At 72.3% G+C, this 13,103-nt stretch carries 14 protein-coding genes; all 14 read right to left on the bottom strand.

Annotation, left to right across the window (positions count from 1 at the left end; all coding sequences use genetic code 11):
- Positions 1–122: 122 nt before the first annotated feature.
- Positions 123–671, bottom strand: a complete 549-nt coding sequence (locus tag ACZ407_RS10215) for an adenine phosphoribosyltransferase (RefSeq protein WP_468127159.1) — start codon at positions 669–671, stop codon at positions 123–125.
- On the bottom strand, positions 668–1,723 hold the full coding sequence (gene secF / locus ACZ407_RS10220) for a protein translocase subunit SecF (protein ID WP_468127160.1): 1,056 nt from the start codon (positions 1,721–1,723) through the stop codon (positions 668–670). Before secF ends, ACZ407_RS10215 begins: the two co-directional genes overlap by 4 nt.
- Before the next feature lies 1 nt (position 1,724).
- Positions 1,725–3,500, bottom strand: coding sequence for a protein translocase subunit SecD (secD, locus tag ACZ407_RS10225; protein ID WP_468127162.1), 1,776 nt, complete (start codon positions 3,498–3,500; stop codon positions 1,725–1,727).
- A gap of 155 nt (positions 3,501–3,655) precedes the next feature.
- Positions 3,656–4,108 (bottom strand): preprotein translocase subunit YajC, encoded by a 453-nt coding sequence (gene yajC / locus ACZ407_RS10230; protein WP_468127164.1) that lies wholly within the window; start codon positions 4,106–4,108, stop codon positions 3,656–3,658.
- Positions 4,109–4,274: 166 nt separating this feature from the next.
- Positions 4,275–5,342 (bottom strand): Holliday junction branch migration DNA helicase RuvB, encoded by a 1,068-nt coding sequence (gene ruvB / locus ACZ407_RS10235; RefSeq protein WP_468127166.1) that lies wholly within the window; start codon positions 5,340–5,342, stop codon positions 4,275–4,277.
- A gap of 148 nt (positions 5,343–5,490) precedes the next feature.
- A complete protein-coding gene (gene ruvA / locus ACZ407_RS10240) occupies positions 5,491–6,126 on the bottom strand; it encodes a Holliday junction branch migration protein RuvA (RefSeq protein WP_468127168.1) in 636 nt (211 codons plus the stop codon).
- On the bottom strand, positions 6,123–6,653 hold the full coding sequence (gene ruvC, locus ACZ407_RS10245; protein ID WP_468127170.1) for a crossover junction endodeoxyribonuclease RuvC: 531 nt from the start codon (positions 6,651–6,653) through the stop codon (positions 6,123–6,125). Before ruvC ends, ruvA begins: the two co-directional genes overlap by 4 nt.
- Before the next feature lie 120 nt (positions 6,654–6,773).
- Entirely contained in the window at positions 6,774–7,526 is a 753-nt protein-coding gene (locus tag ACZ407_RS10250; RefSeq protein ID WP_468127172.1) for a YebC/PmpR family DNA-binding transcriptional regulator, read from the bottom strand.
- Between the two features lie 57 nt (positions 7,527–7,583).
- On the bottom strand, positions 7,584–8,177 hold the full coding sequence (gene pdxT / locus ACZ407_RS10255; RefSeq protein ID WP_468127174.1) for a pyridoxal 5'-phosphate synthase glutaminase subunit PdxT: 594 nt from the start codon (positions 8,175–8,177) through the stop codon (positions 7,584–7,586).
- Positions 8,178–8,183: 6 nt separating this feature from the next.
- A complete protein-coding gene (gene pdxS / locus ACZ407_RS10260) occupies positions 8,184–9,095 on the bottom strand; it encodes a pyridoxal 5'-phosphate synthase lyase subunit PdxS (protein WP_468127176.1) in 912 nt (303 codons plus the stop codon).
- A gap of 339 nt (positions 9,096–9,434) precedes the next feature.
- Positions 9,435–9,980, bottom strand: a complete 546-nt coding sequence (locus ACZ407_RS10265; RefSeq protein ID WP_468127178.1) for a LemA family protein — start codon at positions 9,978–9,980, stop codon at positions 9,435–9,437.
- 145 nt (positions 9,981–10,125) lie between these two features.
- The gene (locus ACZ407_RS10270; protein WP_468127180.1) at positions 10,126–11,325 is read right to left on the bottom strand and encodes a glycosyltransferase family 4 protein; all 1,200 of its coding nucleotides are present in this window, start codon (positions 11,323–11,325) and stop codon (positions 10,126–10,128) included.
- Positions 11,322–12,269, bottom strand: coding sequence for a phosphatidylinositol mannoside acyltransferase (locus tag ACZ407_RS10275; RefSeq protein ID WP_468127182.1), 948 nt, complete (start codon positions 12,267–12,269; stop codon positions 11,322–11,324). Before ACZ407_RS10275 ends, ACZ407_RS10270 begins: the two co-directional genes overlap by 4 nt.
- Entirely contained in the window at positions 12,266–12,949 is a 684-nt protein-coding gene (gene pgsA, locus ACZ407_RS10280; RefSeq protein ID WP_468127184.1) for a phosphatidylinositol phosphate synthase, read from the bottom strand. Before pgsA ends, ACZ407_RS10275 begins: the two co-directional genes overlap by 4 nt.
- Between the last annotated feature and the right edge of the window lie 154 nt (positions 12,950–13,103).

The raw sequence follows: 13,103 nt of genomic DNA on the forward strand, positions 1-13,103 counted from the left end.
CCCCCCCCCCCCCCCCCCCCCCCCCCCCCCCCCCCCCCCCCACCCCCTCCCCCCCCCCCCCCCCTCTCCCCCCCCCGCTGCGGGGTACTGCTCGGATGGTCCGGCCGTACGGGCCGGACCGGTCAGACCACGATCAGGGCGTCCAGCGGGGCTCCCGCGAGGGCGGTCTCCAGCCGGGCGCGGCCGTCGAGGAAGGACAGCTCCATGAGGACCGATACGCCGGCGACGTCCGCCCCGGCCCGCCGGATCAGCTCCAGCGAGGCTTCGGCGGTGCCGCCGGTGGCCAGGACGTCGTCGATGACCAGGACCCGGTCGCCGGGGACCAGGGCCTCGGCGTGGATCTCGATCTCGGCGGTGCCGTACTCCAGCGCGTAGGCCTGCTTCAGGGTCGCCCCGGGCAGCTTGCCGGCCTTGCGGACCGGGACGAAGCCGAGGCCCGCCTGGACGGCGACCGGGGCCGCCAGGATGAAGCCGCGGGCCTCCAGACCGACGATCTTCGTCGCGCCGTGCCGGACGCACAGCTCGGCGAGGGCGCCGGTCAGGGTCCGGAACGCCTCGGGGTCGGCGAGCAGCGGGGTGATGTCCTTGAACATCACGCCCGGCTTCGGGTAGTCCGGTACGTCCGTGATCCGGCTGAGCAGCAGCTCGCGTACGCCCTGCGCGTCGGTCATCGGCGGCGTCCCGCCGCCCGGCCGGCCCGCGCCTGCGCCACGACCTCGGCGCCTTCCTCGGCGTCGAGCGGCTCCTCGCCCTTCGCGGCGGAGGCCCGCTTGGCGAGCACCCGCTTCTTGAGGGCCTTCATCGCCGGGTCGCGCTCCTTGAGGTCGGCGACCAGCGGGGTGGCGATGAAGATCGAGGAGTAGGCACCGGCCGCGAGGCCGACGAACAGCGACAGCGAGATGTCGTTGAGCATGCCCGCGCCCAGGAAGCCGCCGCCGATGAAGAGCAGGCCGGCGACCGGGAGCAGCGCCACGACGGTGGTGTTGATCGAGCGGACCAGCGTGCCGTTGAGGCTGCGGTTGGCGATCTCGCTGTAGGTGTGGCGGGTCTGCTTGGTGATGTCCTTGGAGGCTTCCTTCAGACCGTCGAAGACGACGACGGTGTCGTAGAGGGAGTAACCGAGGATCGTCAGCAGACCGATGACCGTGCCCGGGGTGACCTCGAAGCCGACCAGCGCGTAGATGCCGACCGTGATGGTGAGGTCGTGGACCAGGGCGACGAGGGCCGCGACGGCCATGCGCCACTCGAAGGCGATGGCCAGGTAGACGACCACCAGGACCATGAACACGGCGAGACCGGTCCAGGCCTTGTTGGCGATCTGCTCGCCCCAGCTGGGGCCGACGAGGTCGGCGTTGACGTCCTGCTCCTTGACGCCGAGGTCGGCGGCGAGCTTGGTCTTGACGCCGTTCGCCTGGTCGGTGTCCAGGCCGCTGACCTGGATGCGCAGGGTGCCGTTGCCCAGCTTCTGGACGATCGCGTCGTGGCCGGAGGCCTGCTCCGCGGCCTCGGTGGCCCGGGAGACCGAGACGTCCGTCTTCGGGGTGGTGAAGACGGCACCGCCCTTGAACTCGATGCCCATGTTGAGGCCCTGGACGGCCAGGGCCACGATCGCCGTGATGGTGATCAGGACCGAGACGGCGTACCAGACGAATCGCTTGCCGACGAAGTCGTAGCTGATTTCGCCCTTGTGCAGGCGGGCGCCGAGATTGGAGAACTTGGCCATCTCACGCCTCCTTCGGTTCGACACGGGCGGCGGACGGGGAGCGGCGGGAGCTCCGCAGCGGCGGCTTGGCGCCGAGCCGCTTCGGGTCCAGACCGGACCAGGGGTGGCCTTCGCCGAAGAACTTCGTACGGGCCAGCAGCGTCATGATCGGCTTGGTGAACAGGAACACCACGACCACGTCGAGCAGGGTGGTCAGGCCGAGCGTGAACGCGAAGCCCTGGACCTTGCCGACGGTGACGATGAAGAGCACCGCAGCGGCCAGGAAGGACACGAAGTCGGAGACCAGGATGGTGCGCCGGGCCCGCGGCCAGGCACGCTCCACGGCCGGGCGCAGGGTCCGGCCCTCCATGATCTCGTCGCGGATGCGCTCGAAGTACACGATGAACGAGTCCGCGGTGATGCCGATGGCCACGATCGCACCGCAGACGGCGGGCAGGTTCAGCGCGAAGCCGATGCCCTTTCCGAGCAGCGCCATGATCGTGTAGGTGAGGATCGCGGAGGCCAGGAGGCTGACGATGGCGATCAGCGCGAGACCGCGGTAGTACGCCACCAGGTAGATGACGACCAGGGCGAGGCCGATGGCGCCGGCGATCAGACCGGCCTTCAGCTGCTCGCCGCCGAGCGCGGCGGTGACGGTGGTGACGCTGTCCTCCTGGAAGGACAGCGGCAGGGCGCCGTAGGACAGCATGTTGCCGAGGTCCTGGGCGGACTGCTGGTTGAAGCTGCCGCTGATCTCCGCGTTGCCGCCCGCGATGGAGGTGCTCACGTACGGGTCGGAGACGACCTCGCCGTCGAGCACGATCGCGAACTGGTTCTGCGGGGACTGCTTGGTGGCCAGCTCACCGGTGACCTTGGCGAACTGGTCCGCGCCCCGGTCGTTGAACTGCATCTGCACGAGCCAGATGCCGCGCTGCGTGTCGAACGCGCCCTTGGCGTCCTTGATGTCCTTGCCCTCGACGCCGGCCGGGCCGAGCAGCCACTTGGCCCACTGGCCCTGGCTGTTCTTGCCGCACGCGACGGTCGGGTCGCTGGGCTTGACGCCCAGGCCGGCCGCGGCCCGCTGGGCCTCGTTGGTGCAGTCCAGCGCCGCGAACTTCTTCTGGAGGTCGGCGGCGGCGCCGGTGGGGGCGGAGGGGGTCGGCGCCGGGGACGCCTTCTTGTCGTCTGCCTTCTTCGACGCGCCCGCGGAGGGCGTGGGCGTGGCACCAGGGGCCTTGAGGGCCTCGCTGACGGCACGGCCCTGCGAAGTGGCGCTGGACGACGGGGTGGGCGCGGAGGAGGCGTTCTTGCCGTCCTTCTTGCCGCTCTCGGCCTTGTTGCCGGAGGCGCTGGCCGAGGGCTTCGGCGCCGGCTCGGTGGCCGGGCCGCCGGCGCCGATGGCCAGCACGGGGCGGAAGTAGAGCTGAGCGGTCGTGCCGACCTGCTCACGCGCCTGCTTCTCGTTCGTCCCCTTGGGGATGTTCACGATGATGTGATCTTCGCCCTGCGTCTGGACCTCGGCCTCGGAGACGCCGAGACCGTTGACGCGGCGCTCGATGATGCCGACCGCAGTGTTCATGTTGGTCGGGTTGATCGAGTCCGGCTTGCCGGGCTCGCTCTTGGCCTTCAGCGTGATGCTCGTGCCGCCCGCGAGGTCGATGCCCAGGCGCGGAGTCGTCTGCTTGGAGATGAACATCCCCGCGGTGAGCGCCACCATCGCGATCAGGATCACTGCCAGGGCACGCCCCGGCCTGCCCTGAGCCCCCGCGGGCCGCCGGCCCTTCTTCGGTGCTGCCACCTTGTCGTATCTCCCTGTCCAACCGTCCGCGCCGGGTGTGCGCCGGACGGCCACGAAAAAAGTGTGTGGGGACCCCTGCCCCCCGCAGAAGCGACCGCTGGCGCCGGTGGGCCGACGGCCGCCGGTTGGGCGCCGCTCGGCTCACCGGCCGCAGACTACTTCGCGTCGGCCTCGCCGTCGGTCTTGCCCTCGCCCTTGGCGTCCTCGGACGTCTCGGTCTCGGCCTTCTTGCCCAGGTCCAGCTTCGGCTGCTCGGCCTCCGCCTCGGTCAGCGAAGAAGCGTCGTCCGGAACGACCGGCGTGTCGATCGTCAGATCATCGCCGGTGCCGTGGACGATGCGGTTGTACTCGTCGTCGTCCAGGACAGCGCCGATCGCGTTCTTCGCGTAGACGGCGTGCACGCCCGGCGCCACCTCGAGGGTGACGGTGTCGGCGCCGACCTCCTTGACCGTGGCGTACATGCCGCCGATCGTGCGGACGCCCGTGCCGGGCGTCATCTGGTCGCGCATGGACGCGGCCTGCTGCTGCTTCTTCTTCGCAGACCGGGTCATCAGGAACATGGCCCCGATGAGCACGATGAACGGGAGGAAGGTCACGAGATTGTTCACGGGACGGAGATCCTTCGCACGACCGCGCTGGTGAGCGGCCTTCTTCTACGGGGGCGGGCACACCGACCTGGACCGGTCGGCATCGGCGGAGTCTAGGCGAGTCCACACCGATGGAACAACGCCCAGCATGGCACCGCAGTTCCGGACCCGGCCACGCCCCGCGCCGTCACGCCCCGAACAGGCCCTGTTGTCCATGGGATCCGGCCTTGCCGCCGGGCGCAACGAGGCCGAGATGCGCCCATGCCGCGGGGGTCGCGACCCGGCCCCGGGGGGTCCTGGCCAGCAGGCCCTCGCGTACGAGGAAGGGCTCGGCGACCTCCTCCACGGTCTCCCGCTCCTCGCCGACCGCCACCGCCAGGGTGGACAGGCCCACCGGGCCGCCGCCGAACAGCTTGAGGAGGGCCTCCAGCACCGCCCGGTCCAGCCGGTCCAGCCCGCGGGCGTCCACCTCGTAGACCCCGAGGGCCGCGGCCGCCACCTCGCGTGTGATCAATCCGTCAGCCCGGACCTGGGCGTAGTCCCGGACCCGGCGCAGCAGCCGGTTGGCGATGCGGGGGGTGCCGCGGGAGCGGCCGGCGATCTCGGCGGCGCCGTCGGCCTCGATCTCCACGTCGAGCAGCCGGGCCGAGCGGTGCACCACCCGCTCCAGCTCGGCCGGGCTGTAGAACTCCATGTGCCCCGTGAACCCGAAGCGGTCGCGCAGCGGCGGGGGCAGCAGCCCGGCCCGGGTGGTGGCGCCGACCAGGGTGAACGGCGGCAGCTCCAGGGGGATCGCGGTGGCCCCGGGGCCCTTGCCGACGATGACGTCGACGCGGAAGTCCTCCATCGCCATGTAGAGCATCTCCTCGGCGGGCCGCGACATGCGGTGGATCTCGTCGAGGAAGAGCACCTCGCCCTCCTGGAGCGAGGAGAGGATGGCCGCGAGGTCCCCGGCGTGCTGGATGGCGGGGCCGGAGGTGATGCGGATGGGGGCGCCCATCTCCGCCGCGATGATCATCGAGAGGGTGGTCTTGCCGAGGCCGGGCGCGCCGGAGAGCAGGACGTGGTCGGCCGTCGCGCCGCGCTGGCGGGCGGCCTTGAGGACCAGGTCCAGCTGCTGGCGCACCTTCTCCTGGCCCACGAACTCGTCGAGGTCCTTGGGGCGGAGGGCGGCCTCCACGGCGCTCTCCTCGCCGTCTGCCGCGGGTGCGACGAGGCGGGCCTGTTCCTCGGTGTGGTCGTCGTCCCAGTTCACGTCTGCCTTCTCGTTGTCGTGCGTGGCCGTCCGTGGTGGGGGGTTTCAACGGGTCCGCCCCCTCCAGAATGGGTTTTTTTTTTCGTCCTTTCTGGTGTTGGGGGACGGGGGTGGGGGGGGCGGACCCCCCGCTTCGGCAAGGGGGCGCCTAGCGGGCGCGGTTCAGGGTCTGGAGGGCGGCTCGGAGGAGCTGCGGGACGGGGGCCGAGCCCGATTCCGCGATGGCGGCCTCCGCCTGCGGGGTGACCGCCTCGACCGCGGACTCCGCCTCGCGCGCCGCATAGCCGAGCCCGACCAGCGCGGCGGCCAGCTGCTCGGTCCACGGGGCCGGCCCGGCCGCGGCGGCCGCCCGCTGCGCCCCGACCAGACCGCTCGCCCCCAGCGGCGCCCCCAGCTTGTCCTTCAGCTCCAGGAGCAGCTTCTGCGCGCCCTTCTTCCCGATGCCGGGCACGGCGGTCAGCGCCTTCTCGTCCCCGGTCGAGACGGCGAGCCGCAGGGCGTCGGGGCGGTGCACGCCCAGCATGGCCTGGGCCAGCCGCGGGCCCACCCCGCTCGCGGTCTGGAGGAGTTCGAAGACCTGCCGCTCGTCGTCGTCGGCGAAGCCGTACAGGGTGAGGGAGTCCTCCCGTACGACCAGGGAGGTCGCGAGCCGGGCGGGCTCGCCGACCCGGAGGCCCGCGATGGTGTCCGGGGTGCACTGGACGGCCATGCCCACGCCCCCGACCTCGATGACGGCCGTGGTGGGGGCGAGGGCGGCCACCGGGCCGCTCACGAAAGCGATCATGCGCTTCGGCCTTTCGATGCGTGCAGGGCAGCGGCCTGCTGCAGGCGGTTCTGGGCGGGGGCCCGCCAGATGTGGCAGATGGCGAGGGCGAGGGCGTCGGCGGCGTCGGCCGGCTTGGGCGGGGCGTCCAGCCGCAGCAGCCGGGTCACCATGGCCCCGACCTGCGCCTTGTCGGCGCGGCCGCTGCCGGTGACGGCCGCCTTGACCTCGCTGGGGGTGTGCAGGGCGACCGGTATCCCGCGGCGCGCGGCACAGAGCATGGCGACGGCGCTGGCCTGGGCGGTGCCCATCACGGTGCGCACGTTGTGCTGGCTGAAGACCCGTTCCACGGCGACGAGTTCGGGCCGGAACTCGTCCAGCCAGCGCTCGATGCCCTCCTCGATCCCGACCAGCCGCAGTGCGACCTCCGCATCGGCGGCCGTCCGTACGACGCCGACGCCGAGCATCTTCAGAGGACGGCCGGCCGTGCCCTCGACCACTCCCACACCGCACCGGGTGAGCCCCGGGTCCACCCCGAGTACGCGCACGCCGCCCTCCCCTCGTATTCCTGTTCGTGCAGGCTATCCCCCGGCACCGACAACGCCGCGGGCCGACGGGGGTGTGTCCCCGTCGGCCCGCGGTGTGGTGCCCTCGGATCAGGCGACGGCTCAGGCGTCGACCTTCTCCATGACCTCGTCGCTGACGTCGAAGTTGGCGAAGACGTTCTGCACGTCGTCGCTGTCCTCCAGGGCGTCGATCAGCTTGAACATCTTGCGCGCGCCCTCCTCGTCCAGCTCGACCTGCATGGTCGGGACGAAGCTGGACTCGGCCGAGTCGTAGTCGATGCCGGCCTCCTGCAGCGCGGTGCGCACCGCGACCAGGTCGGTCGCCTCGCTGATGATCTCGAACTGCTCGCCGAGGTCGTTGACCTCCTCGGCGCCCGCTTCGAGCACGTGCTCCAGGACGTCGTCCTCGGTCAGCTCGCCCTTGGGCAGCACGACGACGCCCTTGCGGTTGAACAGGTACGAGACCGAGCCCGGGTCGGCCATGGAGCCGCCGTTGCGGGTCATGGCGACGCGGACGTCGGACGCGGCACGGTTGCGGTTGTCGGTGAGGCACTCGATGAGCACCGCGACACCGTTCGGACCGTAGCCCTCGTACATGATCGTCGCGTAGTCGACGCCGCCGGCCTCGAGACCACCGCCGCGCTTGACCGCGGAGTCGATGTTCTTGTTGGGCACCGAGCTCTTCTTGGCCTTCTGGATGGCGTCGAAGAGGGTCGGGTTGCCGTCCGGGTCGGCGCCGCCCGTGCGGGCCGCGACCTCGATGTTCTTGATCAGCTTCGCGAAGAGCTTGCCGCGCTTGGCATCGATCACGGCCTTCTTGTGCTTCGTCGTAGCCCATTTAGAGTGGCCGGACATCCGCCTGTCTCCTTCGCGTAACCAACAGTGTTCTGCTCAGATCCTACCGGGGCGGGATCAGGCCGATGCGCGCACCATGTCCACGAAGTACGCGTGGACCCGGTCGTCGCCGGTGAGCTCCGGGTGGAACGAGGTGGCGAGGATGTTGCCCTGCCGCACGGCCACGGTGTGGCCGTCGTACGTGGCGAGCACCTCGGCCGACGCGCCCACGGACTCCACCCACGGCGCGCGGATGAAGACGCCCTCGACCGGGCCGCCCTCGATGCCGGCGAAGTCGATCGCGGCCTCGAAGGACTCGTTCTGGCGGCCGAACGCGTTGCGGCGGACGATCATGTCGATGCCGCCGAGGGTCTCCTGGTCCTCGCGGCCGTCCAGGATCTTGTCCGCGAGCATGATCATGCCGGCGCAGGTGCCGTACACGGGCATGCCGGTGCGCACGCGCTCGCGCAGCGGCTCCAGCATGCCGAACAGGATCGCGAGCTTGGACATGGTCGTCGACTCGCCGCCCGGGATCACCAGGGCGTCGACCTCGGCGAGCTCTTCGGGGCGCCGGACCGGCCTGGCCACGGCGTCCGCCGAGGCCAGGGCGATCAGGTGCTCCCGTACGTCGCCCTGGAGGGCCAGGACGCCTATCACGGGGGGATTGTTCATCGGTGGTTACCAGCCGCGGTTGGCGTAGCGCTCGGACTCGGGGAGGGTGTCGCAGTTGATGCCGACCATGGCCTCGCCCAGGTTGCGGGAGGCGTCCGCGATGACCTTCGGGTCGTCGTAGAAGGTGGTGGCCTTCACGATGGCGGCGGCGCGCTTGGCCGGGTCGCCGGACTTGAAGATGCCGGAGCCGACGAAGACGCCCTCGGCACCGAGCTGGCGCATCAGCGCGGCGTCGGCCGGGGTGGCGACGCCACCGGCGGAGAACAGCACCACGGGGAGCTTGCCGAGCTCGGCGACCTCCTTGACCAGCTCGTACGGCGCGCGCAGCTCCTTGGCGGCGGCGAACAGCTCGTTGTTGTCGAAGCCGCGCAGCTTGGCGATCTCGTTCTTGATCTGGCGCAGGTGGCGGACGGCCTCGACGACGTTGCCGGTGCCGGCCTCGCCCTTCGAGCGGATCATGGCCGCGCCCTCGGCGATGCGGCGCAGGGCCTCGCCGAGGTTGGTGGCGCCGCAGACGAAGGGGGTGGTGAACGCCCACTTGTCGGAGTGGTTGATCTCGTCGGCCGGGGTCAGGACCTCGGACTCGTCGATGTAGTCGACGCCGAGGGACTGGAGGACCTGGGCCTCGACGAAGTGGCCGATGCGGGACTTGGCCATGACGGGGATGGAGACCGCGCCGATGATCTCTTCGATCATGTTCGGGTCGGACATGCGCGCCACGCCGCCGTCCTTGCGGATGTCGGCGGGGACCCGCTCCAGGGCCATGACGGCCACGGCGCCCGCGTCCTCGGCGATCTTCGCCTGCTCGGCGTTGACCACGTCCATGATTACGCCGCCCTTGAGCTGCTCGGCCATGCCGCGCTTGACGCGGGCGGTGCCGGTCTCGGGGGACTGAGTGGTGGTGGGAAGCGTGCTCACGGGTTGACCTCGCTGGGAGAGAGACGGGTGGTGCTGTGCCAGGAAACCCCGAGGACCAGTCCACTGCAAGGGCCAATAGTCACCCAGTGGCTCCTTCGGCCTGCGGACCGGCCGGTGCGACGGGCGTCCGGCCTGCGGATCACCGGTCCGGACCCGCGTCCGGGCTCCGGGCTCGGGCTCCGGCTCCGGGCTTCAGACGTCGGGCTCCGGGAGTCGGGCCCCGCGCGCCGGCCCTCGGGCCGCCGGGCGCACGGTCCGGCGGAACCTCCAGCTTACGGCGGCCCGGCCGGGCCGCGACGCGCGGACACCCGCTGGTCGGGGCCCGGGTCGGTACGCAGGTCAGCCGGCCGGCCGGTCGGCCAGCGCGGCCGGCGGCTCGTCGTCCATCTCGAAGGCCAGCGGGAAGGGGGCGTGCCCGGCCAGGCGGAACCAGCGCACCTTGCGGTGCCGGCGCAGCGCCCGGGCGGCCCGTACGGCGTCGTTGAGGAACCGGCGGGCCATCGGCACCCGGCGGACGGCAGCCGCCAGCTCCTCGGCGGCCGCCGGTCCGCCCGGGGCCTCCCGGAGCGCCTCCACCTGGTCGGCGTCCTCGAAGACGGCCCGCAGCGCCTGGCTCAGCTCGCTCTCGGCCACCTCGCGCTGGTCCTCCTCGGCCTGCCGGGCCGCGTGCGCCGCCTCGTAGAGGACGATCGAGGAGGCCGGGTCGAGCACCCCCGAGGTGGCCAGCTCCAGGACCACCGAGGCCCGGCGCACGAGCTGCGCGTCGAGGGCGGCCCGGGCCGCGTCCATGCGCGAGTGCAGGCGGTCCAGGCGGCCGGCGGTCCAGCTGAGGTAGAGGCCGATGGCGCAGAGGGCCACGGCGATCCAGACGAGCGTTTCGATCACGCGACGCGACTCTACCGGTACGGGGCGCACCGTCGACGGGGGCTCCGCCCCGGGACCCGCGCCCCGGTCTCCCCCGGCCACCGCCGGGAGGCGCCCCGTGGCGGGAGCCGGATCCGGCCCCGCCGCGGGGGCGTCCGCCGGGCTGCTACTCGGCCGAGAACCCCGAGCTCGACCCCGCCGCCCCCGAGGAGGCGCCCAGGCCCCAGCGGGTGCGCAGCGGCACCCGCTCGTCGGTGTCCACCGAGGCCGCGCCCTGGGTGACCGTCTCGTAGACCGCCAGGATGTCCGCGCCGACCGTGGACCAGTCGAAGCGCCGGACGTGGGCCGCACCGTGCTTGCTCAGGGCGGCGCGGCGGTCCGGATCCGACAGGAGCCGCACGGCCGCCGCCGCGAGCGCGTCGGCGTCCTCGTTGGCGAACAGCTCGCCGGCCGCCCCCTGGTCCAGGACCTGCGCGAAGGCGTCCAGGTCGGAGGCCAGCACCGGCGCCCCGGCCGACAGGGCCTCGACGAGGATGATGCCGAAGCTCTCGCCGCCCGTGTTGGGGGCCACGTACACGTCCACGCTGCGCAGCAGCCGCGCCTTGTCCTCGTCGCTCACCATGCCGAGGAACTCGACCCGGGAGCGCATCTCGGCCGGCAGCGAGGCGACCGCCTCCACCTCGTCCCCGCGTCCCGCGACGATCAGCCGGGTGTCCGGCCGCTCCGCCAGGATCTTCGGGAGGGCCGCCATCAGCACCGGCAGGCCCTTGCGGGGCTCGTCGATGCGGCCGATGAAGCCGAGGGTGCCGCCCTGCCACTCGGCCTTGGGCTCGGCGCGGGCGAAGAAGTCCACGTCCACCCCGTTGGGGATCACGACCGCGTCCCCGCCGAGGTGCTCGACCAGGGTGCGGCGGGCGTACTCGCTCACGGCGATGCGGGCGCTGATCTTCTCCAGCGCCGGCTGGAGGATCGGGTAGGCCGCGATCATCGCGCGCGAGCGCGGGTTCGAGGTGTGGAAGGTGGCCACGATCGGGCCCTGGGCGGCCCAGCAGGCGAGCAGGCCCAGCGAGGGGGAGGTCGGCTCGTGGATGTGGATCACGTCGAAGGTGCCGTCGTGCAGCCAGCGCCGGACCCGGGCCGCGGACAGGAAGCCGAAGTTCAGCCGGGCCACGGAGCCGTTGTAGCGGACCGGCACGGCCCGCCCGGCGGAGACCACGTACGGCGGCAGCGGGGTGTCGTCGTCGGACGGGGCGAGGACGGAGACCTCGTGGCCGAGCCCGATCAGGTGCTCGGCGAGGTCGCGGATGTGGAACTGGACCCCGCCGGGGACGTCCCAGGCGTACGGGCAGACGATGCCGATCCTCACGCGTCCGCCCCCTCGGTCGTGGGCGCCCTGCCGGAGGCCTTCGCGGGCGCCTTCGCGGGGTCGAGGTCGTCCGCCCACAGCCGCTGGAGCATGTGCCAGTCCTCCGGGTGCCGCCCGATGCCCGCCGCGAAGGCGTCCGCCATGGCCTGGGTGACCACCGCGGTCTTCTCCTTCCGGGTGCCCGTCTGCGGGACCTCGACCGGCGGGTGGATCAGTCCCCGCATCAGGGGGCCCTCGTACCAGAGGTTCACCGGGAGCAGCAGTGCGCCGGTCTGCTGGGCCAGCAGGGCGGGGCCGGCGGGCATCCGCGCCGCGGCCCCGAAGAAGTCCACCTCGATCCCGGACGCGGACAGGTCGCGGTCCGCCACCAGGCAGATCAGCCCGCCGGCCCGCAGCCGCCGTGCCAGGGTCCCGAACGCGGCCCCGCCGCTGTGCGGCAGCACCTCCATGCCCAGGCTCTCCCGGTAGGCCACGAACCGGTCGAAGAGGCTCTCCGGCTTCAGCCGCTCCGCGACCGTGGTGAACGGCACCCCGACGTACGAGGTGACCCACGCGCCCGCGAGGTCCCAGTTGGCCAGGTGCGGCAGCGCGACGATCACCCCGCGGCCGGACGCCAGCCCGTCCCGCAGGTGCTGCTCCCCGTCGATGACCACCCGTTCGCGGATCCGCTCCGGGGTCCAGGCGGGCAGCCGGAACGATTCCATCCAGTAGCGCAGGTACGAGCGCATGCCCGCGCGGGACAGCGCCCGCAGCCGCTCCGGTCCGGCCTCGGGCACCACCCGGGCCAGGTTGGCCTCCAGCCGCTGCACGCCGGGGCCGCGGCGCTGCCAGGCCAGGTCCGCGATCTTGCGGCCGAGGGCCTCGGCAACCGGCTCGGGGAGCTTCTTGACCCCGCCCCAGCCGGCCCCGTACAGCCCGTCGGTCAGCTTGTCCCGGAGGCTCACGCGGCACCGCCGTCGGCCGTGCCCGCGCCGGCTCCTTCGGCCGCGGCGGCGTCCGCCTCGGCGGCCTCGCGGCGGACCGTGACCACCCGCTGGATCAGCGTGATCAGCGAGCCCACGGCCACCACCCACAGGGCCACCGGCAGCAGCACCCCGATCCACGAGGGCACCCCGAAGGTCCGGAGCCCGGACAGGCCGGCCGCGACGAGGGAGATGACCAGCCGCTCGGCGCGCTCGATCAGCCCGTTGACGGCCACCGGCAGCCCGATCGACTCGCCGCGGGCCTTCGTGTACGAGACGACCTGGCCGCTCGCCAGGCAGAAGATGGCGACGGCGCACAGCATGTTGTCGTGACCCGAGCCCGCGTACCAGAGCGCCAGCCCGCCGAAGATCGCCGCGTCGGCGACCCGGTCGAGGGTGGAGTCGAGGAAGGCCCCCCACCGGCTGGAGACGCCCGCCTGGCGGGCCATGTTCCCGTCCACGAGGTCCGAGAACACGAACAGGGTGATGACGATCGTCCCCCAGAAGAACTCGCCCCGGGGGAAGAAGACCAGCGCACCCGCCACCACACCGGCGGTGCCGATGAGGGTGACCGCGTCGGGGCTCACCCCCCTGCGGAGCAGAAACGCGGCGAACGGTGTGAGGACACGCGTGAAGAATGCACGCGCGTACTTGTTCAGCATGGCCTTCCCGGAGGGTCGCTGGGCCGCGCGGCCACAGCGGCCACCGGCTGGCCCATCGTAGCCAGGGGCCGGGCCGCAGCCCCGCGCACCCACCGGTTCGCGTCAGGTACGACGTATGGACGCCCGCTGGCGCCGGTGCAAAGCTCGAAGGATC

The organism is Streptomyces sp. NPDC030809, assembly GCF_055572195.1.

Coding starts and splice junctions, on each gene's coding strand:
- ACZ407_RS10215 (WP_468127159.1), bottom strand. CDS start 671: ATGACCGACGCGCAGGGCGTACGCGAGCTGCTGCTCAGCCGGATCACG.
- secF (WP_468127160.1), bottom strand. CDS start 1,723: ATGGCCAAGTTCTCCAATCTCGGCGCCCGCCTGCACAAGGGCGAAATC.
- ruvA (WP_468127168.1), bottom strand. CDS start 6,126: ATGATCGCTTTCGTGAGCGGCCCGGTGGCCGCCCTCGCCCCCACCACG.
- ACZ407_RS10250 (WP_468127172.1), bottom strand. CDS start 7,526: ATGTCCGGCCACTCTAAATGGGCTACGACGAAGCACAAGAAGGCCGTG.
- pdxT (WP_468127174.1), bottom strand. CDS start 8,177: ATGAACAATCCCCCCGTGATAGGCGTCCTGGCCCTCCAGGGCGACGTA.
- pgsA (WP_468127184.1), bottom strand. CDS start 12,949: ATGCTGAACAAGTACGCGCGTGCATTCTTCACGCGTGTCCTCACACCG.